The organism is Sphingobacterium sp. UME9, from assembly GCF_014170215.1.
GTDB classification, from domain to species: Bacteria; Bacteroidota; Bacteroidia; order Sphingobacteriales; family Sphingobacteriaceae; genus Sphingobacterium; species Sphingobacterium paramultivorum.
Genome location: NZ_LZZP01000005.1, coordinates 416,977 through 440,971, shown reverse-complemented (window position 1 = coordinate 440,971; position 23,995 = coordinate 416,977). Strand labels below are relative to the sequence as shown.

The following is a 23,995-nucleotide window of genomic DNA, read 5'->3' as shown; positions in this document are numbered from 1 at the left end:
TTTCAGTGAAGTTTTATTAAATTATAATGATGATTAAAAAAAAATAACTATCTTTGCATCCCCTCTAGTATGAAGCTCGGGGGATATGTTGAATACATAAAATAAAATTAAAAAATGGCAACTAAAATCAGATTGCAAAGACACGGTAAAAAAGGACGTCCTTTTTACCACGTAGTCGTAGCGGATTCTCGCGCTCCACGTGACGGTAAATTCATCGAACGTATTGGTTCTTACAACCCAAACACAAATCCAGCAACTATCGTTTTGGATTTTGAAAAAGCTTTGGATTGGATGAATAAAGGTGCTCAACCAACTGACACTGCTCGCGCTATCCTTTCTTACAAAGGTGTTCTTTACAAAAAACACTTGCAAGGTGGTGTGAAAAAAGGTGCTTTTGATGAAGCTGCTGCTGAAGCTAAATTTACAGCTTGGACTGAAGCTAATGATGCAAGAATCTCTGGTAAAAAAGATGGTTTAGCACAAACTAAAGCTGAAGCTAAAAAAGCTGCTTTAGTGGCTGAAGCTAAGAAAAAAGAAGAAAAAGCTGCTGCTGTAGCTGCTAAAAATGCTCCTGTAGCGGAAGAAACTGCTGCTGAAGAGACTGAAGCTCCTGCATCAGAAGAAACTGAAGGTTAATTCTTTCATAAAGTATTCGAGAAAGCCGACTCAATCTTGAGCCGGCTTTTTTTGAAACAGCCAATAGGCTAATGGTTCGCCAAATCATGTCTCACAGCTAATCGCTAAATACGAAATATATGACTATTGATCAAAGCTTTTACATCGGTTACATCAGTAAAACAAGAGGTCTTAAAGGAGAAGTACAACTATTTTTTGAATTCGAGGAATACGAGAGTTTGAATATCGATGTTGTCTTTGTGGAAGTGAACAAAAAGCTTGTTCCTTATTTTGTTGATACCATTAAATTTCAAAAAAATAGTACAGCGTATGTGACATTTGAGGATGTGGATCATATCGATAAGGCTCAAGTACTTGTACGTAAAAAGCTATATCTTTCCAATGATAAGATGCCCGAGCGCGATCCAGATGATTTTAGATATACTGATTTAATCGGTTTTTTAGTGATTGATGAAAACCATGGTGAATTGGGGCAAATAACAGATGTTCAGGAATTTCCACAACAATTTGTCGCTTCGGTAAATATGGACGGTAAAGAACTGATGTTCCCGTTGTCTGATGATTTGATCTTAGGAATCGATGGCGAAGAGGAGATCATTGAAGTTGAATTGCCAGAAGGCTTGGTGGATCTTTATAAAGAATAAGCATATCCCCGAGCTTATTCAAATAAATAGCCGTATACGAACTATTGCAGTAATTTCTTATCTTGGTCTGTATATTATTACTGGCCATAATTATTGATTTATTTTGAAACCGTTATTACTGCTGCTATTCATATTCTCGTTGTCTTCTTGTGCTTTCTTTGGGAAGAAAAAGGACTTTCCTGAAGGCAATTACCAAATGATATTGGGCTATTCAAATGAAGAGTATCATAAAGTAAAAAGAGAATCACCCCAAAATGTCGAGGCAGATACCTATGGTAATGATCCTACGATATACCGATCCTTTCTCTCTCTCCATGATAAAGACAAGTTTGTCATGGCGATCGATGATATCTTACTCTTCGGTAAGTATAGATTCAATGGCGATCGATTAGAATTGACCGATGAGAAAAAAGGTAGCCTCGCATTAGATATTATTAAGGTAAAAAGCGATTTTGTTCAGCTGAGAGGTGATTTTTCACAGTTTAGCTCAGCACGTATACCCACTAGCGAAAGACTTTATATCAACTTTGCGTTAGATAAAACCCCTATCCGGGAGACCCCCAGCAAATTTGATAGTCAAGTGAATCTATGGCGAAATGCCCCTGTAAAATCAGAAAGTGAAAAGGAGATAAAAGCCAGGGCATTGAATTTTGTAGATTATTCTATCGCTTATTTCCAACACATATCAAGTTCTGGTACACATCACGATTATCGAATGGATGGTGTTGAATCACCCATTATTTATGCTGAGAATGGCATTGTGCTCAAGGCATGGGCAGATGTTCCCGATTCTTGGAAGGAATTATTTTACAACGAAAAAAATGCATTAGTCGCCTATCAATATTTATTTGATGGTTTTAAATTTGGATCGAAAGAGGAGTACCATGTTACAGGACTCTTATTGATCACATTTTATCTCAAAAATCTACGGAATTCCCTGGCAGCGAATCTTTAGCCAATCCTGTTGTGGCATAGTCAATCTCTTCGCTGTCGATGATCCTCGATCGTTAATTTTATCTGTTTTTTTAAGTCTTTTACTTTTGGTGGAGCGTAAATTCCTGTTGTTGACTGGGAATAAACCTGAAGCCGCATTTATTGAAGTCTTTTTGCCGCTATTTTTGCCTTTTCGAAAAAATATTTTTGTCTTTTGATTTTTTAAAACGATATTAGCAACGCTTATAGAGAAAGGCCGAGGGACTAGACCCGTTGAAGCCTTAGCAACCTGTATTGTTCAAGGTGCTAAATTCTACCCTACTCCATGTGGGAAAGATAAGTTACATGTAGATAAACGATTCCTCGACTTGTGCGTTTCGATGTAAGCCAACCAAACTAAAAACAGTTTTTTAATGAAGATTATCGATCATATCCAGAATGCCAAAGGAAAAACATTGTTTTCTTTTGAGCTATTGCCACCGGCAAAAGGGCAGGGCATCCAAAGTATTTTTAAAACCATGGATGAACTGATGGAGTTTAAACCTCCTTTTATCGACGTAACCTACCATCGGGAAGATTATATCTATAAAGAGCATGCGAGTGGATTACTGGAACGCGTTTCCTATCGTAAACGTCCTGGGACAGTGGCGATATGTGCTGCAATCATGAATAAATATAAAGTAGATGCGGTGCCCCATTTGATATGTGGTGGTTTTACAAAAGAGGAAACTGAAAATGCCCTGATCGATTTGAACTTTCTGGGGATAGATAACGTCTTGGTATTGCGGGGAGATGCACGTAAGGGCGATGCCGATTTCATACCGAGCGATGGTGGACATGCTTTTGCAACAGACCTATTGGAACAGGTAACTGATATGAATAAAGGAAAGTATCTGCATGAAGACATTATCACATCGGAAAAGACTGATTTTTGCATCGGAGTAGCGGGATATCCCGAAAAGCATTTTGAATCGCCAAATTTCAATACTGATTTTAAATATCTGAAACAAAAAGTCGATATGGGAGCAGAGTTTATTGTGACTCAGATGTTCTTTAATGTTGAAAAATACAAAGAGTTTGTAACAAAATGTAGAGACAATGGAATCCATGTGCCTATTATTCCAGGATTAAAACCACTGACAACGAAAAAGCAGTTGGTGACCTTACCAAGGATATTTCATTTAGATATTCCGGAGGAACTGAGCGATGCTGTTTCAGCATGTAAAACGAATGCCGACGTCAGACAAGTCGGTGAGGAGTGGTTGGTGCAACAATGTCAGGAGCTGATTAAATTTGGCGCTCCGGTATTACATTTCTATACGATGAGTAATCCCGGTCCAACAAAGAAGATTGTTGAAAAACTAGCCTAACTCATAAAAATAATACGAAAAGGGAGCGCATAAGCTCCCTTTTTTTATGGCAGTATTCGTTGTGAAAGCCTAAAATATGTCCAGAATTTTGATAGTGTGGTTTAGGCCGATCTGTATATTCAGGGTTTAATAGCCTGTTTATAGTCAGATACTTGTGTTAAATAGTGTTAATTAACTTATTGGAGTCAGGATAACTTTTTAACTTAAAGTGCTAAAAAGGATTTTAACAATAGACCAAATTGACCTTATGAAGTACACTAGATTAAATTCTCTACTCGGCTTTGCTTGCGGACTAATTGCTACATGTGTATATATCGCCACCGTTGAAAAGACGGTAAGCTGGTGGGATTGTGGTGAATTTATTGCCTGTGCCTACAAGCTGGAAGTGGCACACCAACCGGGAGCACCATTATTTCTTCTTATTCAGAATATATTTTCCAACCTGGCTTTTGGTAATGCAGGTAAAATTGCCTATTGGATGAATATTGGATCCGCAATCTGCAGTGGGCTTACTGTTACATTTTTATTCTGGACGATAACAGCAATTGCCAAAAGGATACTCAACAGGCAAGAGAAAGTTCAATTATCGAATTATTTCCAAATTTTTGCTGCGGGTTTAGTTGGTGCAATGGCTTTCTGCTTCAGTGATTCATTCTGGTATTCGGCTGTTGAATCTGAGGTATATGCGATGTCTTCATTGTGTACAGCGATTGTTTTTTGGGCAATTTTAAAGTGGGAAGTGCGTGCAGATGAAGAAGGTAGCGATCGTTGGCTGGTTTTTATTGCTTTTGTTATGGGCCTTTCGATCGGAGTGCACCTATTAAATCTGTTGGCAATTCCGGCTATAGCGATGGTTGTCTATTTCAGAAGAGCAGGACAGGTTAGTGCGAAAGGCACAATACAAGCTTTCTTGGTAGGAGTGCTGATCTTGGGGGCCGTTTTGTGGGGAATTATTCAATGGTTGGTCGGTCTCGCAGCTAAGGTAGACCTCTTGTTTGTAAACTCGCTAGGTTTGGGCTTTGGCTCAGGCATCTTCTTCTTTTGTCTGCTGTTGGGGAGCTTCCTCATTTATGGGCTCTATTATTCTTATAAAAAGCGGCAATACACACTCCACACCGGGCTGCTGGTCTTTTGTTTTATTCTATTTGGGTATAGCTCCTATACCATGGTTTTGATCCGTGGAAAAGCGAATCCCTCGTTAAACAATAATGCGCCAGACAATGTGTTTTCTTTTTTGGGTTATCTGAGCCGGGAGCAATATATCCGGGAACCTTTACTCAAAGGACCCAATTATGATTCACAAGTCGTTGGTGTCGAGAGTAAAACCGGTTATCGCAAAGATGAATCAGGGTATATTCCTTTTAGTCAGGTCGATAAGTATACGTTTGATAAGGAAACTTTCTTTCCCCGCATATATAGTCAAGATGGAGCCCATCAAGCTTATTATAGGAGTTACCTCAATTTGAAGGAGGGGCAGCAGCCACAATTCTCGGATAATTTTAAGTTCTTTTTTAATTTTCAACTGGGCGATATGTATACCCGATATTTCTTGTGGAATTTTGTCGGTAGACAGAATGACAGGCAAGGGTATGGGACCTATAGTGACGGCAACTGGTTGTCGGGGATTAAACCATTGGATAATTGGCGTTTAGGAGGACAAGATAAAATATCCAAATCGCAGGAGCATGACCCGAGCCGGAATACCTATTTTTTCCTTCCACTGCTACTGGGGATAGCCGGAGCGATCTGGTTGTACCGAAATAATAAACCTTATACCTTGGTCTTGACCTTACTGTTTGTGTTTACGGGAATAGCGATCGTTGTTTATCTCAACCAAACTCCTATGCAACCTCGGGAACGAGATTATGCTTACGTAGGATCTTTTTATGCGTTTGCGATCTGGATCGGACTGGGAGCAATAGCATTTGTTCGGTTTCTCAACCGTTTTGTACAAACAAGGTATGCGTTAGCGACAGGTATTTCTTTCGCTTTATTGGGCGGTCCCATTATTTTGGCCCATCAAAATTGGGATGATCATAATCGTTCTGAAAAATCGCTGGCAAGGGACATGGCACGTAATTATTTAGAATCCTGTGCTCCAAATGCTATTCTATTTACCTATGGAGATCATGATACATTTCCTGTATGGTATTTGCAAGAAGTGGAAGGAGTACGTCCGGATGTTCGGGTTGTGGTATTAAGTTATCTGACTGGCGATTGGTATATGCAACAGGCCAAGCAGCCGACGTATCAAGCGGCAGGTCTTCCCGTGACGATCCCAGCTGAAAAGACGAAAAAAGGCGTTCGTGATTATATCCCTTTTGTGGATAGACGGCTTGACAATGCGGTGGATATACAGCAATTATTGCAGTTTGTCACATCGGATGATCCCGAGTATAAAGTTCAGCTGAATTCAGGTGATATGGAAAACTATTTCCCTTCCAAGAAGGTCCAATTGCGCATTGATAAAGAGGAGGTGGTTAAGAAAAAAGCGGTTCCGGCTTATTTTCAGGGCGCTATTGTTTCTGCAATGGAATGGGAAATTCCGAATGATCATCTGACCAGGGCGGATTTAACCCTGTTATCGGTGCTTGAAAATAACCATTGGGACAGACCAATATATTTTTCGAACATGCTGCCAAGTGACATTAAATTGGGCCTGGATAAATACCTGGTCAATGAGGGCTTTACTTCCCGATTGATGCCCGTCGCTGCTACAGATCAGTCGACAGGAAAACGAAATGAGCAGGCCGGGCTAGTTAACATGGAAGCATTATATAACAATATTATGCATACGTATCATTGGGGCAATGTTAAAAATGCACAGTATTTAGATACAGATTCGTTTCGCTTTACAAGTATGTACGCCCGTGATATATTTGGAAAAGCCGCCCGGATGCTCTTGGCCAATGGTCAGGTCAAACAAGCTGGGGAAGTAGCAAAAAAAGCATACGATCAATTACCAGATCGCGTATATGCGATGTCGGATGCCATCAATTATGCCGATATTATCGACAGTCTATATCGTTCGGGACAACCTCAGCTAGCCAACAGGATGATGGACAGAAACCTTGATTATGTGGCTGAAAATATGGAGTATCTACATCAGTTGGTGACGGATAAGAAAAACCTGAGCTTCGAGTGGAATGATATTCAGACCGGTTTGGACTCTGTAGACCGGTATAAGGCTATTTTATTGGAAGCAAAAGATACCAAGCGATTGGCACGTGTTGAGCGCTTGAGACAGCAATATCAAAATTGGTACGGAGTAGAATAATTTTGATGACACACTGAACCAAATTTACGCGGTCTGCCTAAACGGTAAATTGACTGCTATACTTGAGGTAAAAAACCAGATGAGGCCTCTTCTAAAATATTGGAAGAGGCCTCGATACATATAGGATAGGGAATGAGCCAAATGATTAGAATTTCATGCCGACACCAAAGCCGAGCAGGAAGGGATTGATGTCAACTTTTGCCGGTATGGATAAGTTAGGTGCAAGATTTGATGCATCAACATTGACATCGGTTTTTAAAAGAATGTACTTCGCATCCAAATTCACGAAATATTTTTCAGATAGCTTAAAATCAATTCCCAGTTGAGTCGCAAAACCGAAAGCATTATCGTATTTTACATTTTTTACCGTTTGTCCCGCGTTGACGCTATAGAATATTGTATAATTTATTCCTGCACCTACATAAGGTTTAATGGCACCATCGGGGAGGAAATGATACTGAGCTGTCAGTGTAGGTGGAAGGAGCCATACACTGCCAAGATCGACATTGCTGGATGAACTACCACCAATGGCAGTTAAATTTGAACCTGTTGTATTAACTTTATGTTTTGTAGTCCCAAGGATCAATTCCGCAGCAATGTTTTTTGTGAAGAAATAGGTGAAGTCCAGTTCAGGGATCAATTTCGTATTGATGTCGACGTCTCCGCCTATGGTATTAATATTGGCCGATTCGTTTGGCATGACTGTCACACCTCTGAGTCTCATTTGCCAGCGTTGATTAGGGATTGTTTGTGCCTGTAAACTTAGTGCGCCTAGGGTGAGTGTTAGTGCAATTAAAAGTAGCTTTTTCATATCATTAAGGGTATTTTGTTTGCTGTAAAACTATTGCTAAAATCACGGCAAAAGAGTGACGATAATCAGGTTGAAAAATGAATGATACGACGTTTTTCTTATTGCAGATGATGTACCTTTATAAATTACTGCTGTAAAAAAAAGAGAAGTACGGGAGGGCATAAATCGTCTGTTGTAGGTTTTCAGTTCGAAGAAAGTAAATGGGCAGGCATATTTCTAGCATTTATCTAGCTTGAGAACAGGCGAACCTGATAAAAGGTGGTCACTTTCGAGCAGCAGTGGGTCCTTTGCGAAGCTTTATGCTATGAGAGCGGATGTTTCAAGAGGTTGACAGAGGTGTAGTTTAGCAAGATTAATGGGGATATAAATCCGGCATGTTGGAGAATATTGGGGATAAGAATACACTATAAAAAGAAGAGGTTGGAATCACTTCCAACCTCTTCTTTTTATGGGTTACGGTTTTACGCGTTTTTCTTTACTTCCTTACCCCAAGAGTCTTTTAATGTAACCGTACGGTTAAAGACTAAATGAGCCGGAGTTGAATGTGTATCTAAGGTAAAATACCCCAATCGTATAAATTGATATCCTTTCCCCGGCGTTGCATTTGCAAGATCCGGTTCAATGTAAGCACGTTCAATAATATGTAGGCTTTCCGGATTGATCGATGCTTTAAAATCTTCTGCAGCAGCAGGATTTTCATCATTGAACAATCTGTCGTACAATCTCACTTCGGCTTCTTTTGCATGTGGAACCGAGATCCAGTGGATTGTTCCTTTTACTTTTAGTCCCGAAGTGTCTTCTCCTGATTTTGAGTTTGGAACATACGTACAATGAACTTCCGTTACATTGCCGTTTTCATCTTTCACAAAATCATGACAGGTGACGATGTAAGCATGTTTCAAACGTACAGAAAGCCCAGGGCCTAAACGGAAGAATTTTTTTGGTGCATCTTCCATAAAATCATCGCGCTCTATCCAGAGCTCCTTTGAAAATGGAATGGAGCGTGAACCTTCACCACCTTCGACTTCTGGATTGTTCTCACCGACAAGATCCTCTACCTGACCATCAGGATAGTTTGTGATCACCAATTTGATCGGATCAAGAACAGCCATTCTGCGCCATGCCGTTTTGTTGAGATCCTCACGGATACAAAACTCCAAAAGACTGACATCGATCATGTTTTCACGTTTTTGAACACCGATTTTTTCACAGAAGTTGCGGATACTCGCAGGTGTGTACCCTCTTCTGCGCAATCCTGAGATCGTAGGCATACGCGGGTCGTCCCAGCTTTCAACAAACTTCTCATTGACCAACTGCAGCAATTTACGTTTACTCATGACGGTATAAGTCATATTCAAACGTGCAAATTCGTATTGTTTAGAAGGGAAAATCTCCAATTTATCAATACACCAATCATAAAGTGGACGGTGTGGAATAAATTCCAGCGTACAGATCGAATGTGTGATTTTCTCAATGGAATCTGATTGTCCATGCGCAAAATCATACATCGGGTAGATACACCATTGATTCCCTGTTCTGTGATGATGTGCATGTTTGATGCGGTATAACAAAGGATCACGCAAATGCATATTCGGGCTAGCTAAATCAATCTTTGCGCGTAACACTTTTTCACCATCTTGGTATTTACCGGCACGCATAGCCGCGAATAAGGTTAGATTTTCCTCAATAGACCTATCGCGATAGGGAGTTGGAACACCCGGTTCTGTTGGGGTACCTTTTGCTGCTGCAATTTCTTCAGCAGTGCTGTCGTCGACATAAGCTAGACCTTTTTTAATTAGATCAACGGCATAACTATATAGTGTCTCGAAATAATCTGAAGTATATAATTCCTCTGCCCACTGGAATCCAAGCCATTGAATATCTTTCTTGATACTTTCAACATACTCAGTGTCCTCAGTGACAGGGTTAGTGTCATCAAAACGTAGATTAGTCTTGCCATTATACTGCTGTGCTAATCCAAAATTCAAGCAGATGGATTTGGCGTGACCAATGTGGAGGTAACCATTTGGCTCAGGAGGAAAACGTGTCAATACACGTCCGCCATGCTTCCCTGTACGAAGATCCTCTTCGACAATTTCCTCGATAAAATTTAATGATTTTTCTTCACTCATAATACAAAGTTAATTATTCGCCGTGAAATATTAGCTAGGAGATCGTAGATATTCGGCTTAGCATGAGTGGTTGAATATGCCAGCTGTATCTGTTGGAATGGAGAGACTTAATAACGTTGGGATATGAAATAAAAAAGGGACGAAACTTCGTCCCTTTTTACCGATTGTTATTACTACTCTATTTATAAGCGAAGACTTCACCTAGCTCATCATTATTGGTAAAGGTACAGTGTTGATCGATCAATTCTCCCGTGCCGATATTGATAATCATTCCATGTACTGCAAGATCATTACGCTCTTTCCATGCGTTTTGGATAATCGACGTCGCACAAAGGTTGAAAACCTGTTCTTGTACGTTGAGCTCGATTAAGCGATTTACTTTTTTATCATGTTCCTGGATCGCATCGATCTCTGCGCTATGTAAGCGATAGACATCCTTGATATGGCCCAACCAGTTGTCGATAATACCATACTGCTTACGGCTTAAAGAAGCCGCAACACCACCGCAGCCATAGTGACCAGCGATAATCACATGTTTTACTTTCAGCACATTCACGGCATAGTCTAATACGGAAAGCATACTCATATCCGAGTGAATGACCATGTTGGCAATATTACGGTGAACGAAAACCTCCCCCGGCTTTGTACCTGTCAATTCATTTGCGGGTACACGGCTATCTGCACAACCGATCCAAAGAATTTCCGGATTTTGACCTTTAGCAAGTTGTTGGAAGCGTCCCGTAGCGTCACTCTTTACGAATTCCATCCACTCTTTATTTCCCTTAATGATATTGTCAAATCCTATTTTTAAATCTTTATTTTCCATATTCTTCTTATTTCACTCTTGCCCAAAGGCATTGTTCGATTTTATTATAATAATACAAATGTCTAAATTCATTGTTTACGTCAAACAACTTATTTTTTATTGAAAATCTGTTCTTGATATTCAATAATCCTTCCTCCTGTTTCAACCAAGGGTTGCCGGTAGAACGATGGAAGGTAATCGCCCACGATATATGTCGAAAGCCAGTGCCTATGAGGGTTTTTTATAGACAACCTGCAAAAGCTCGATGTCTTTTCCCTTACTTCTCGCGTTCTGTTCAAAATCTTTTATGACTTCGATGACATCCTTGTCTATAAATTTACTGAATGTTCCATCGATGCGGATCTTACTGATAGATTTTGGTAAGCTGTATAATTTCTGTTGGATCGGAACCTTGTTCAAAAAGGATACTTCCTCCGCTAATGTAATGACAGCCTTATCTTCTTCATTGTCTTTTTCAATATTATATTTGAAAGCATTTTTCATATTTGCTCTCAAAATATAGAATGTCGCCACGACAATACCTATTCCTACACCCATAAGAAGATCGGTAAACACGATCGCTACTATGGTGACAAAAAATGGAATAAATTGATCTAAGCCCTTTTTGTACATCGAGGTGAATAGACTTGGTTTAGCCAATTTGTACCCTGTATGGAGAAGGATAGCTGCAAGACATGCCAAAGGAATCATATTCAGCATTGTTGGGATAGCGAGCATAGCGACCAATAGCCACATGCCATGCATGATAGCGGACTGTCTCGTTTTTCCACCTGCATTGACGTTTGCTGATGAGCGTACGATAACGGATGTTAAGGGTAGACCACCTAGAAGTCCGCTGGTCATGTTACCGATTCCTTGTGCAACGAGTTCACGGTTGGTTGGCGTATTTCTTTTGTAAGGGTCTATTTTATCAACCGCCTCGATGCTCAATAAGGTTTCTAGGCTTGCAATAATTGCAATCGTAAATGCAGCTATCCACACCTCTTTGTTGACAATCTGTGTGAAGTCCGGTAGGGTAAATAATCCTGTGAGTTCCGCAAAAGAACCTACAATAGGGACCAAAACAAATTGTTTGTCATGCAATTGGAACGCTGAGCCGTTGAAAAAATAAGCTAAGCTTACGCCCAGAATCACGACAACCAATGGGGCCGGAATCTTATTAAGCTTTGGAATAGATGGCCAGAAGATTAGGATTGCCAATGATAGTGCACAGATGATTAATGCCCCAAAGTTGATCGCAGAGGCGATCGTATCAAAATAGGCGCCAATACCATGTCCATTGTCCATTTCGAAGGCATGTGTTTCCACTAAGCCCAATGCCAAAGGAATCTGCTTCATGATAATTGTGATACCGATCGCAGCAAGCATACCTACAATGACCGCTGAAGGGAAATAATTGCCGATCATCCCGGCTTTTAATATGCCAAGAATGATCTGTACTACACCAGCGATCACGACGGCAAGTAGAAAGGTTTCATATGCACCTAGGCTCTGAATAGCACCTAAGACAATAACGGTAAGGCCAGCAGCTGGCCCACTTACACTGAGTGGTGATTTACTGATTGAAGCGACAACGATTCCACCAATTACACCAGTCAATAATCCTGCAAACAATGGCGCACCAGAGGCCATTGCAATTCCCAAACATAATGGAAGTGCCACCAAAAACACCACAACACTAGCAGGGAAGTCATATTTTAAGTCTCTTTTCGATAGTTTCAGAAAAGCCGACGTACGAGTTCCAAACATAAAATTTGTGTTTATCTATAAATAAAGTTTTCATCAGGCAACCTTTAGCTAGCTGTAGCTTTGTATCATTATATCATATGACCTTCAATAGCATTGACAAAGCGTCTTGCTGAGAAAGCTCAACGCGATAAGATTCAACCAAGCTAAAGCAGATAAGGTTACTTCAGAAAAATCAAGGATACCGCACATGCTTTATCTTTTGCATGCGGGTCGATGGAAATACATCCCTAACTCAGGGATGCCTGTATTAACAGTTAGGAGGCGGTGTTGGAACCGTAGGATGGAAAGCTAAAATGCTTTTCTCATTTTTAAGATAATTCTTCTGTTTTCCTTGGTTCTCAACGGTAATGGTTTCAAATACAATAGGTTCTTCTGTTTTTGTATTGAAAAATTTTGAGGCGGTTTCAAGTGTATCGTTACTTGCACCGTTATTGTTTTCGATTTCCAGTTGTAAAACGACTTGTAAGATGGTGCTTTGATCTAAGCTGTTGGAAAAAATAGGCGAAATAGAAATGGCCATCTTTGTGAAAAAGATGATAGCACAAAGGAATGCTGCCACAAATCTAAATCTCTTATTTAACATTTTTTATTACCTTTAATCTTACTGTTTTACATCGTAAAAATAGTAATTCTATGTTAAATTCAAATTAATAGTGCACTAAAAATAAAATTTGGCACGAAATTGTGACGAAGAGATTATTTTTTGAAAAGTTTTCAATTTTTTTTGATTTATAAATATTAAGCCTTTCATATGGCAAATAAAGAACAATTTATTGAGAAGGTCCAGGCCTCCTATAATCCCAAAGGAGCATTTATCTATCTGGGAGCGGGAATGCTCAATGGTGAAATTTTGGCTGAAGCGAAAGTGAATTTAGCCTTGAAAATGATGAACCGTCACGGACTTATTGCCGGGGCCACCGGAACCGGTAAAACGCGTACGCTACAATTGATTGCCGAACAGTTGTCGGATGCCTCTGTACCTGTATTTATGCTGGATGTCAAAGGCGATTTATCAGGCTTAGCAGAACCAGGTGTCACCAATCAGGCCCTTATTGATCGGGGAAACGCTGTGGGGGTGCCGTTTGAGCCGTCGTCGTTTCCCGTTGAACTGTATTCACTTTCTGGCAATAAGGGGATTCCTATGCGGATTACCGTAGAAGATTTCGGACCGGTCTTGCTGGGCCGGATCCTGGAGCTCAATGAAACACAAACAGGGGTATTGGCCGCGATGTTTAAATATGCGCAAGATCATCAAATGCCATTGATCGATTTTTCAGATACTAAAAAACTGCTAAGCTACCTTTCAGAAGGACCCGGTAGCGAAGAAATCAAAAGCGATTATGGTAAGATTAGTTCCGCCAGCTCAGGAACTATCCTGCGTAAGATCGTCGCCCTGGAGCAGCAAGGTTTGGCTCATATCTTTGGCGAGAAAGAGTTTGATATCAACGATTTGTTTCAAAAAGTAGATGGTAGGGGCGTGATTGGCCTGTTGAATATTTCCGATGTGCAGGATCAGCCCATACTGTATTCTACATTCTTATTGAGTTTGTTGGCACAATTGTTTAAAAATATGCCCGAAGTTGGCGACCTGGATAAACCGAAGCTGGTCTTTTTCTTTGATGAAGCCCATCTGCTGTTCAACGGAGCTCCTAAAGCCTTTTTGACACAGGTGGATCAGATTATTCGTCTTATCCGTTCGAAGGGGATTGGTGTTTTCTTCTGTACACAGTCTCCAACCGATGTGCCGGAGTCTGTATTGGCGCAATTGGGAAATCGGGTACAGCATGCATTGCGTGCCTTTACACCCAATGATGCTGAAAACTTAAAGAAGACAGTTAAAACGTATCCAAAATCTGATTTTTATGAAATTGATCAGGTGTTGACCGCTTTGGGGACGGGACAGGCATTGATTACCGTATTGAATGACAAAGGTATTCCTACAGAGGTTGTTGCTACGCATTTGGTGCCGGCACGTGCCGTGATGGGGCCTGCAGCTGATGCAACAATCAACCAGATTATCAATCAGTCTGATTTGAAAGCTAAATACCAGGAGCGACAAGAAAATCGTTCTGCAGCTGAAATCATAGATGAAAGAATGCAAGCAGCGGAGCAGGAACAACAACGTGCGGCACAGGAAAAAGAAGCAGAGAAGGCAAGTCGGCCTTCTTCCAGAAGACAGACGCCTTTGGAGGCTGCACAACGAACTGCGACAACGACTTTAGCACGGGAAGGCGTTAAGTTTTTGGGTAAATTAGCGACGGGTTTATTAAACGCATTCTTAAAAAAGAAATAACAATAATTTTTTGATTCTTTTCGTTTCAATACTATACCTTTGAAGGTGGAGCTGAACTTAGCTAGATTTGCTTTTAAGGGCAAATTTAGCTAAGTTTGCGGACGAAAAGAAAATTCTATTAACGCAATTTAAATATGAGTAAACCAACCCTTTTGATTTTGGCAGCAGGAATGGCTAGCCGGTATGGTTCTTTAAAACAAGTAGACGGTTTTGGCCCACACGGCGAGACAATTATTGACTATTCAATTTACGATGCCATTCGCGCAGGATTTGGAAAAGTTGTATTCATTATCCGGGAAGAATTTCTGGAAAAGATGAAATCGGTGTTTGATGAAAAATTGAAAGGTAAAATAGAAGTAGATTACGCTTTTCAAGATTTTGACCTAACGAAATTCGGTGTTAACCACGTTATCGAAAGAACTAAACCTTGGGGTACTGCCCATGCGGTGATGAGCGCTAAGGATAAAGTGCATGAACCTTTTTGTGTAATCAATGCAGACGATTTCTATGGCTCGGATTCTTTTCAAAAAATGGCCCAATTCTTAACAACCGAAGTCTCTGATGAGCAAATGTCATTGATGGGCTTCCAGGTTGGAAATACCATGTCTGATTATGGTTATGTTTCACGCGGAGTATGTGAGGTTACTCCTTCTGGTCACATGGAAAGTGTAACTGAACGTACAAATATATACTACAAAGGTGAAGGTGACGATCGTAAAATCGTTTATGAAGAAAATGGTGTTGAAACAGACCTAGATCCAAAAACCCGCGTTTCGATGAATTTTTGGGGTTTTACACCAAAGATTTTCGAAGTGGCGCAGGCGATGTTCCCTGCATTTGTTGAGGAAAATAAGGAGAATTTAAAAGCAGAATTTTTCATTCCTTCCGTACCGGATTATATGGTGAAACATAAGTTGGCTGATTTTAAAGTGATCCCAACTTCTTCGAAATGGTTTGGCGTAACTTATAAAGAAGATAAACCTATCGTACAAGAATCGATTTCGAAATTAGTAGCTGATGGAATATATCCTGAAAAGTTATTTTAAGAGCTAAAAGAAATAGCTTATATTGAACCTGTATTGTCAAGCAATACAGGTTTTTTTTTACCTGTGCGCTAGATTAATTGAGCGGAAATAGATCTTAGATGAAAAAAATTCTTAAGGTGTTTGGTTATATTATTTTAGGATTGTTGTCTTTTTGTGTGCTCTATATTGTTGCTGAATACAGTCTGTCAAGAATTTCGGCTCCAAAGAAGAATATAGACGAAGAGAAGACGATTCAGGTTTTTGTTCAATCCAATGGTATTCATACCGATATTGTATTGCCTGTCGTTAACGAAGATATGGATTGGTCGCAACTATTTCCTTATGGGAATACAGTTGGGAAACATAGCAGATATCGGTATGTGGGTATCGGTTGGGGTGATAAAGGATTCTATTTGGATACACCAGAATGGAAGGATCTAAAAGCATCGACGGCTTTTGTTGCTGCCTTTGGATTGGGGGAGTCTGCCATTCATGTGACCTATTACAATTCGGTTCAACAGGATGAGTTATGTTTTGCTTATCAAATCAGTAGATCCCAATACCGGGATCTGATAAAGTACATAGAAGATTCGTTGGATCGAAATCAAGCGGAAACTATTTTGGTGAAAACAGATGCACAGTATGGTGACTCAGACGCTTTTTATGAAGCAAAAGGAGCCTATAGCATGTTTTATTCCTGCAATACCTGGACAAATAATGCCTTAAAGAAGGCGGCTATGCCAGCAGGTATATGGGCGACATTGGACAAAGGAATATTAAGTCACTATAAGCATAAGAAGTAGCTAGAAATCCATAAGCAGGATCTCGCTGAATGTGAAGTGAGGTAGTGAAAATGATAGACAAAAAAAAGCTCCAGGTTAATCCCGGAGCTTTTTTTATGAGGAGGAGTGATTACTTCACTTCTTCGTAATCTACGTCAGTTACATCATCACCACCTTGGTTTCCACCTTGAGCTTGACCTGCATCACCTTGAGGTTGTTGTGCACCACCTTGAGAAGCAGCATACATTTCTTCAGAGGCAGCATTCCAAGCATTTTGCAATTCTTCGGAAGCAGCGTCGATATCAGCAAAGTTTTTCGCTTCGTAAGCAGCTTTTAATTTTGTTAAGCCAGCTTCAATTGGCGCTTTTTTATCTGCTGAAATTTTATCGCCATATTCTTTCAATTGTTTTTCAGTTGAGAAGATTAAAGCGTCGGCTGCATTTACTTTGTCAGCTTCTTCTTTCATTTTTTTGTCAGCATCAGCATTTGCTTCAGCTTCTTCTTTCATGCGTTTGATTTCGTCGTCAGACAAACCTGAAGATGCTTCGATACGGATATTTTGTTCTTTTCCAGTAGCTTTATCTTTCGCAGATACTTTGATGATACCATTCGCATCAATATCAAAAGTAACTTCGATTTGAGGAACGCCACGAGGAGCTGGTGGAATGTCATTCAAATGGAAACGGCCGATTGTACGGTTTTGGGTTGCCATAGGACGCTCACCTTGTAAGATGTGAATTTCTACAGATGGCTGATTGTCTGAAGCAGTAGAGAACGTTTCCGATTTTTTAGTTGGAATTGTTGTATTTGCTTCGATCAATTTAGTCATCACACCACCCATTGTTTCAATACCTAATGAAAGTGGAGTAACATCCAATAATAAAACGTCTTTTACTTCACCTGTCAATACACCACCTTGGATAGCAGCACCTAAAGCTACAACTTCATCCGGGTTTACACCTTTAGAAGGTTCTTTTCCGAAGAATGCTTTTACAGCTTCAACGATTGCAGGGATACGAGTAGAACCACCTACTAAGATAATTTCGTCAATATCAGATTTGCTGAAACCAGCATTTTTCAATGCAGACTCACAAGGAGCAATTGTTCTCTTGATCAAGTCAGCTGCCAAAGCCTCAAATTTAGCGCGTGATAATGAACGAACTAAGTGTTTTGGACCAGTTGCATCAGCAGTGATATATGGCAAGTTGATTTCAGTAGAAGTTGCGCTTGATAATTCAATTTTCGCTTTCTCAGCAGCTTCTTTCAAACGTTGCAATGCCATTGGATCTTTTTTCAAGTCAAAGCCATTGTTTTCACTTTTGAATTCTTCGTTCAACCAGTTGATGATTACGTTATCAAAGTCATCACCACCTAAGTGTGTGTCACCGTCAGTAGATTTAACTTCAAATACACCGTCACCTAATTCCAATACGGAAACGTCATGTGTACCACCACCACAGTCAAACACAGCAATTTTCATGTCTTTGTGTGCTTTGTCCAAACCGTAAGCTAAAGCTGCTGCTGTAGGCTCGTTGATGATACGTTTTACAGATAAACCAGCGATTTCACCAGCTTCTTTTGTTGCTTGACGTTGTGCGTCGTTGAAATATGCAGGAACTGTAATAACAGCTTCAGTTACTTCTTGACCTAAGAAATCCTCAGCTGTTTTCTTCATTTTTTGAAGAATCATTGCAGAGATCTCTTGTGGTGTATATTTGCGGTCATCAATTTCTACACGAGGTGTATTGTTGTCACCTTTAACGATATTATAAGGTACGTGTTCAGCTTCTTTCACAGCTTCATCGTATGAAAGTCCCATAAAACGCTTGATGGAATAAATAGTTTTATGCGGGTTAGTAATTGCTTGACGCTTTGCTGGATCCCCAACTTTGCGCTCGCCACCTTCTACGAAAGCTACGATCGAAGGAGTTGTACGTTTACCTTCGTTGTTCGTAATTACTACAGGCTCGTTACCTTCCATTACGGCAACACATGAGTTTGTAGTACCTAAGTCAATTCCTATAATTTTAGACATATCTTGTGTTTTAATTTTTTACTTAAATAAATTCTATCAGTCTATTATCAACCCTTATGCCAATCCAAAAGTTTTGTAAAAAAAACACTATTTGTCATCAATTTGTCTTTAGGTACTGCCAAACTGACATTTTCAATACACCAGTTGCTCTAATATCCTTTTTTTTGCTGACTCGTTTTGGCGATTGCGTGGCATATATCTGCCAAAGATTTCCGAGAATTCGGCAAGTTTCATTTTTTTTGATTTCTTATCCCGCCAATCAGAAGGAACAAGTTTATTGGTATAGGCGATATTTGTAGCCCAATATTGAATGTGCATTTCTGGGATGACAAGACCCAATATCATTCCCGGGAGGCCATGACTCAAGGCTGGTCCTGCTGATACTGGGATTTCTTCCGAATAGTAAGCAATTAGATAAAGTGAGTCTTTGGTGGCACCGTTGACTCTACGGCAGTTTACACCAGCAATATTGCGGAACTCCTCCGTGAAACGCCAAGTGATGCTGTCCAATGTTTCCGAAAGAATGTATTTTTCGTCGATGTCAAGCTGGATGTCCGCTGTACCACCTTTCAGATCCTGGTAGAGGACTTTGCCATTCTTGTTGGCACCACCTCTAAATTGTCCTCTTTGGTTTCCTCCGATTCGGGCCGCGCCCTGAGATCTGCCCCCTCTGCCATTGGCCGAAGTTATGGTAGGTGCAGCCATTTTTACTTCAGCACGTTGTTTTTCGGTACCCTGGCTTTCCTCGGGCATCAACACGGTAGAATTCTCATCAAAGTAGAAGTTTAATTTTTCTGTATGTGAATCCGGTACCTTGTCAAGATATTCGACCATTCCCATACCTCTGTCCATCCCTTTCGAGCTCATGTCGTTGGACATCTGCCGTATGCGTGCTTTTGTGTAGGTGACTTTGTCAAAACTAATGGTACCCCTACTTCCAAAATAGGCGTATTGCGCCTGAAGCGATAAGCCACACAAACAGCAGATGATTACGGTTAAATATATTTTTTTAATCATTTCCTTTCCCTAGATATTTGTTAAAATCCCATTTTACACCGACCAAGAAATACTGTGTCAATACCTGTTGAACGGATTCGGAGTAGTTGGTATCACTCGCATTACGGCGTGTGTTGTTAAACGTATTGAAGAGGTCAAAGGCCTTTACACTGAGTGTCATGCTCTCATCTTTCAGTACTTTTTTCTCCAATTCGATATTGGTATAAAATTGATTGATTGATTTCTTATAAAGTTTCGTAGGTCCTGTATAGCTATAGAAGATGTTGGCCATGATATTAAACTTCTTCGGTAGAAAGTATTTGACATAGGCTGAGGTCCCACCTTGAAAACTTGTTGCATTGTATTGTGTGTTGATCGAGTTTTGCTGGATATTAAAGCCTGCGTTTGCAGAAAGGTCGAAATCGAATCCTTCTGAATCTTGCTCATTTAAGCTTGAACCTAGGCTAAAGTTGGTATTCTTTGCATTGTTCAGCAGAAACTCGCCGCCGGATTGTCCGCCTTCAAATTTGGTGTAGCTATAGCTGTTGTTAAATCTAACGTTTGCACTTTTGTTAAAATTGATACGACGATTGGCCAAGGGCTGCATATGGTTGATATTCAGACCGCCATTCCAGTTGGATTTACCGGATAGATTTTCATAAGTACTGATCTGGGCAGAGTTGTCCAGTATGGTTGTTTTGTTGACAATCGGATTATTTACGAAAGATAAGTTTCCGTTGATATTGATATTGGTTCCTTTCAATAAACTGAAAGCATTATAATTGGCCGAAATATTATTGTTCACCGCGCGTTTTAGGTCCGGATTACCAACTTGTTGAAACAAAGGATTGGTCTGAGGTTGCAGTGGTTGTAGCTGATCGAAGGAGGGGATGATATTCGAACTTTGATAAGCTAAACGTATATTTTTGCTATTTGAAAGGCGATAATTCGCATCAACGTTTAAATTGTTGTCCCAAAAATTCCGGGCGAGATCGATTGATCTGTAACTATCATTTAACTTTTGATTCTTGTAGAACGTACGGTTTGAAAAATTGATTTCCAGCTTTTCTTTACGATAAGAAAAGTTAATATTAACACCTTGATTGGTGTTATTGTCAATCTGATTTTGAGAATACAGTGAATCAAACTTTTGCGTGATATTGTCTGTCGAATTTTGTGTGTTCGTATTCTTCGAATGATTAAAGCTATAACCTAGCGCCAAATTAATGTAATCGCTGATTCGGTTATTGAAGTTAATTGACGAGTTGAAGTCATTTCCGCTATTCCGTCCGTGCCGGTCTTGGTCAATAATTGTGCTATCTCCTGTTTTGTAGAAATAGGTTCGCGAATAGACTTTGCTGTCTGAATTTGACTCTTTATGGTTATTCCCGACCATTAGGTTTACAGAACGACCCGCTTTTAATCGTTTTCTATAATTTAAACGGAAATTATTGTTGGAGCTTGAAGAATTGGATTGATTGTTCTCCCTAAAGTCGCTGATCGGATTACCTGATCCGTCGCCCGTTTTGCTGTCTGTATAGGTTAGATTAGAATTGTTGGCCCAATTGGCATTGGATTGAAGTTCCATAGTTTGCGTGGAATCCAGTCGCATGTTAAGGGTTGACCTTAAACCATTGCTTCGACTATGCCTTTCATTATCGTTTTTGCTGTTTTTTTCCTGAATGGACTCGTCTGGTAGTACATTCTTATTGTAAGTCTCCGAGTGGTTCCTGTTGCTGTTGTTGTCGTAACCATAGTTGGCATTGACTTTTAGGGCTTTTTTGAAGAACTGATTTTCATAATTGGCACCAAGGTTGGTGTTCAGTGGTGCGCCCGTAATTTGGTTGTTCATCCGTAGAGAGCCTTCACGACCGCTTGAACTACCCATGTTGTTGTGACTCGCGGTGATGCCAATCCGCTCAGTCTTATTAAATTTGGCCGCAAAGAGATTTCCCGCATACAATTCTTTTGATCCAGCCAATGCTTCCATGTTTCCAAAGACACCCTTTCTTGCTTTCTCTTTGAGTACAACATTAACTGTCTGAATTCTTACGCCATCATCGATACCTGACAGCTCAGCTTCCTCCGATTTTTTCTCATAGAGCTGCACCTTGTCAACGGCATCTGCCCGTACATTTCGAATGGCTATTTTAGGATCATAACCAAAAAATTCTTCCCCATCAATAAAAACCTTCTGTACTGATTTCCCTTGAGCAGTGATACTTCCGTCTCCCGTAACCGTAAAACCGGGTAGACGGCGTAGTAAATCTTCTAACTTCGCATTCTTTTCTGTTGCAAAACTCGCCGCATCATATTCGATGGTGTCGCCTTTCAGTGTAATTGGAAGACGTCGGGTGACAATCACCTCCTGCAAAACATTTCTTTGGGAATTTATTTTGATATCATGCAAATCGAGATCTTTGTCTGCAATTTGGATCGTATCACTATATAGTTCAAACTTGGGGTACGTGGCCAAAATAATATAGCTCCCGGGTTTGATATTTTTGACCTGGAATTTTCCCTCTTCATTGGCTCGGTTAAAATAACGGAGGACTGAATCGCGGTTCAGTAAAATAATGGAAGCATTGGTCAGGGGCTTGTCATCCGCCTTGTCTAGAATCCTCCCCTTGATGTTTATTTGGGAGTAAGCACTGTTGATGACGATAAATAGTAAAAGTATTAATTGAACTAATCTTTTCATGTACGGGTTGTATCTTTCAAATATAATTTACTTAATCGTTAATAAATGTAAAACATCTCTTCTGAATGTAAAATCTTTGGTATATAAGGTAGAGGAAATCACATTTTTTCTTGCTGTACATGTACTTTTTGAGCATCATTTTTTTTATTGCATTCAATACAGATTGTTGGCGGAAGGTTTTTTGAGAAAGTTAGAAGTAAAATTTACCTTTGCACAAAATTGGTATTATGACGTTTGAAAATTACTTACAACAATTCGAAGATATCTTAAATCATCCTGAGAATCACCCAGCCTATCAAGATGATGAATATTATCAGTACACAAAAATGAACTGGACAAGAATGGGCCGTTGGTTAAAACGCTTTGAACCAACGTCGACTTTTGAACAGTTTGTGGAGTCAATTACTGAAAAGCAACAATGGATTATTATTACTGAACCTTGGTGCGGGGATGCAGCGCATTCGGTGCCTATGTTGGCGAAGATGGCCTCCAAAAATCCCAATATCACGGTGGATATCCAACTGCGTGACAGCGCTCCGTTTCTGATCGATTCTTATTTAACCAACGGAGGTAAATCTATTCCAATTCTGGTGATACGTAATGAACAGGGACAGGATTTGGCTGTCTGGGGTCCAAGACCGCAAGCCTGCCAGGAGCTGTTTTTGAATATGAAAGCGCAAGGGGCAGATTTCTCCGAAATCAAAGAGGAGATTCAAAAGTGGTACAATGCCGATAAAGGAACCGAAATCCAAAAGGAAATCCAGGCTTTGCTAGAAAAATAAGAAAAAATACATCTTTATAATAGACTGGCAATTTTAAAGTTTAACCGGATAATCATCTCAGGAGTAGACCTGGTCTTTCCTGAGCATGGTTTGAAAAAGTGAAAGAATTCGCTGTAACAGTCCGCGTTTAACTTTGGTATATGTAAGCCTATTTCAGTATAATATATTCTGCCTTTTAACGCTGCTTGTTCGGTGCTTCCTCGGTACTTGTTCGGTACTCATTCGGAGCTTCTTCGGTTACAAGCGAAGAAGCTCCGAATGAGTACCGCTTCATATCCGTCGATAATTCCTATAAAGACCGAGGTTGTCCTATCCTTTTCATTGTCTAATCCCAGTTTATTCCGCAATTGTTTTTCTTTGTATCCATATCGCTTTATTGCCAATAGGTTTAATATCGCCTTTGCTAAAGATTAAAAGATTTTAAGTAAAACGACCCGCTGTTTTTGTTAGCTTTATATGAATTATTGTCCATTTTATGAAGGGCATTCAGATTAGCTTGAGCGATAACTAAAACTAAAAAAAATATGAACATTGAAGATCTGAGGGAATATTGTTTATCTATTGGACCAGTTATGGAAGAGACGCCATTTGGTCCGGATACACTGGTATTTAAGGTTGGTGGCAAGATTTTTTTATTGGTGGGACTGGATCAGATTGATGAGCTGCGGTTTAATGTGAAGTGTAATCCGGAGTGGGCAATCGAACTGCGTGAAAGGCACGAACACACAGTGCTTCCGGGGTATCATATGAATAAAAAGCATTGGAATACCATTATTGCCAATCGGGAACTTGATGATAGAAAGCTTGAAGAGTTGATTTTGCATAGCTATCAACTTATTGTCGAAAGCCTGCCCGCGAAGATTAGACAAGAAATTAGTGGGCGCTAAGTGTGGTTTACGTGTAAAGAATTAGTTGCTTGGTGCATAAAAGGTATTAAAAGAGCTGTTTTTGGAGCGAGGAATGGTAGCTTTGCCAAATCGATGTATCGCTCAATAACATCGAT

18 protein-coding genes and 1 riboswitch are annotated in these 23,995 nt (G+C 40.1%); of the genes, 10 read left to right on the top strand and 8 right to left on the bottom strand.

Annotated elements, in window-relative coordinates; translation table 11 throughout:
• The first annotated feature begins 114 nt into the window (after positions 1–114).
• The 5 genes from A9970_RS10385 to A9970_RS10365 all read left to right on the top strand — a co-directional run bounded on the left by A9970_RS10385 (position 115) and on the right by A9970_RS10365 (position 6,860).
• Positions 115–636 carry a 30S ribosomal protein S16 gene (locus A9970_RS10385; protein WP_075994449.1) on the top strand — a complete coding sequence of 174 codons (522 nt, stop codon included), beginning with the start codon at positions 115–117 and terminating at the stop codon, positions 634–636.
• A gap of 119 nt (positions 637–755) precedes the next feature.
• Complete coding sequence (gene rimM, locus A9970_RS10380) at positions 756–1,280, top strand: ribosome maturation factor RimM (RefSeq protein ID WP_075994448.1); 525 nt, start codon at positions 756–758, stop codon at positions 1,278–1,280.
• Between the two features lie 103 nt (positions 1,281–1,383).
• Positions 1,384–2,235, top strand: coding sequence for a hypothetical protein (locus A9970_RS10375; protein ID WP_182982223.1), 852 nt, complete (start codon positions 1,384–1,386; stop codon positions 2,233–2,235).
• Between the two features lie 218 nt (positions 2,236–2,453).
• A riboswitch (SAM riboswitch) is annotated at positions 2,454–2,556 on the top strand.
• Positions 2,557–2,626: 70 nt separating this feature from the next.
• Positions 2,627–3,583 carry a methylenetetrahydrofolate reductase gene (locus A9970_RS10370; RefSeq protein ID WP_153844338.1) on the top strand — a complete coding sequence of 319 codons (957 nt, stop codon included), beginning with the start codon at positions 2,627–2,629 and terminating at the stop codon, positions 3,581–3,583.
• A gap of 247 nt (positions 3,584–3,830) precedes the next feature.
• The gene (locus A9970_RS10365) at positions 3,831–6,860 is read left to right on the top strand and encodes a DUF2723 domain-containing protein (protein ID WP_182982222.1); all 3,030 of its coding nucleotides are present in this window, start codon (positions 3,831–3,833) and stop codon (positions 6,858–6,860) included.
• Positions 6,861–7,005: 145 nt separating this feature from the next.
• Here the strand turns inward: A9970_RS10365 and A9970_RS10360 are convergent, their stop codons facing one another.
• The 5 genes from A9970_RS10360 to A9970_RS10340 all read right to left on the bottom strand — a co-directional run bounded on the left by A9970_RS10360 (position 7,006) and on the right by A9970_RS10340 (position 12,961).
• Positions 7,006–7,671, bottom strand: coding sequence for an OmpW family protein (locus tag A9970_RS10360; protein WP_182982221.1), 666 nt, complete (start codon positions 7,669–7,671; stop codon positions 7,006–7,008).
• 461 nt (positions 7,672–8,132) lie between these two features.
• Positions 8,133–9,803 carry a glutamine--tRNA ligase/YqeY domain fusion protein gene (locus A9970_RS10355; RefSeq protein ID WP_182330657.1) on the bottom strand — a complete coding sequence of 557 codons (1,671 nt, stop codon included), beginning with the start codon at positions 9,801–9,803 and terminating at the stop codon, positions 8,133–8,135.
• Positions 9,804–9,981: 178 nt separating this feature from the next.
• On the bottom strand, positions 9,982–10,629 hold the full coding sequence (locus A9970_RS10350) for a carbonic anhydrase (protein ID WP_182982220.1): 648 nt from the start codon (positions 10,627–10,629) through the stop codon (positions 9,982–9,984).
• Positions 10,630–10,836: 207 nt separating this feature from the next.
• Positions 10,837–12,378, bottom strand: a complete 1,542-nt coding sequence (locus tag A9970_RS10345; RefSeq protein WP_182982219.1) for a SulP family inorganic anion transporter — start codon at positions 12,376–12,378, stop codon at positions 10,837–10,839.
• A 247-nt stretch (positions 12,379–12,625) separates the two neighbouring features.
• Positions 12,626–12,961 (bottom strand): hypothetical protein, encoded by a 336-nt coding sequence (locus A9970_RS10340; protein WP_228280107.1) that lies wholly within the window; start codon positions 12,959–12,961, stop codon positions 12,626–12,628.
• A gap of 168 nt (positions 12,962–13,129) precedes the next feature.
• On the opposite strand from A9970_RS10340, the gene A9970_RS10335 reads away from it, so the two are divergent.
• The 3 genes from A9970_RS10335 (at position 13,130) to A9970_RS10325 (ending at position 16,499) form a co-directional block, all read left to right on the top strand.
• Entirely contained in the window at positions 13,130–14,671 is a 1,542-nt protein-coding gene (locus tag A9970_RS10335; protein WP_182982218.1) for a helicase HerA-like domain-containing protein, read from the top strand.
• A gap of 134 nt (positions 14,672–14,805) precedes the next feature.
• Positions 14,806–15,717: a sugar phosphate nucleotidyltransferase gene (locus A9970_RS10330; protein WP_120335075.1), complete on the top strand. Its 912-nt coding sequence runs from the start codon at positions 14,806–14,808 to the stop codon at positions 15,715–15,717.
• Positions 15,718–15,815: 98 nt separating this feature from the next.
• Positions 15,816–16,499 carry a TIGR02117 family protein gene (locus tag A9970_RS10325; protein ID WP_182982217.1) on the top strand — a complete coding sequence of 228 codons (684 nt, stop codon included), beginning with the start codon at positions 15,816–15,818 and terminating at the stop codon, positions 16,497–16,499.
• Between the two features lie 109 nt (positions 16,500–16,608).
• Here the strand turns inward: A9970_RS10325 and dnaK are convergent, their stop codons facing one another.
• The 3 genes from dnaK to A9970_RS10310 form a co-directional block, all read right to left on the bottom strand.
• Entirely contained in the window at positions 16,609–18,513 is a 1,905-nt protein-coding gene (gene dnaK / locus A9970_RS10320) for a molecular chaperone DnaK (RefSeq protein ID WP_153844330.1), read from the bottom strand.
• Positions 18,514–18,645: 132 nt separating this feature from the next.
• Positions 18,646–19,530 (bottom strand): GLPGLI family protein, encoded by an 885-nt coding sequence (locus A9970_RS10315; protein WP_182982216.1) that lies wholly within the window; start codon positions 19,528–19,530, stop codon positions 18,646–18,648.
• Complete coding sequence (locus A9970_RS10310; RefSeq protein ID WP_182330662.1) at positions 19,523–22,210, bottom strand: TonB-dependent receptor; 2,688 nt, start codon at positions 22,208–22,210, stop codon at positions 19,523–19,525. Before A9970_RS10310 ends, A9970_RS10315 begins: the two co-directional genes overlap by 8 nt.
• A 227-nt stretch (positions 22,211–22,437) precedes the next feature.
• On the opposite strand from A9970_RS10310, the gene A9970_RS10305 reads away from it, so the two are divergent.
• Both A9970_RS10305 and A9970_RS10300 read left to right on the top strand, forming a co-directional pair.
• The gene (locus A9970_RS10305; RefSeq protein ID WP_182982215.1) at positions 22,438–22,992 is read left to right on the top strand and encodes a thioredoxin family protein; all 555 of its coding nucleotides are present in this window, start codon (positions 22,438–22,440) and stop codon (positions 22,990–22,992) included.
• A 572-nt stretch (positions 22,993–23,564) separates the two neighbouring features.
• A complete protein-coding gene (locus tag A9970_RS10300) occupies positions 23,565–23,879 on the top strand; it encodes an MmcQ/YjbR family DNA-binding protein (protein WP_310889279.1) in 315 nt (104 codons plus the stop codon).
• The last annotated feature ends 116 nt before the right edge of the window (positions 23,880–23,995 follow it).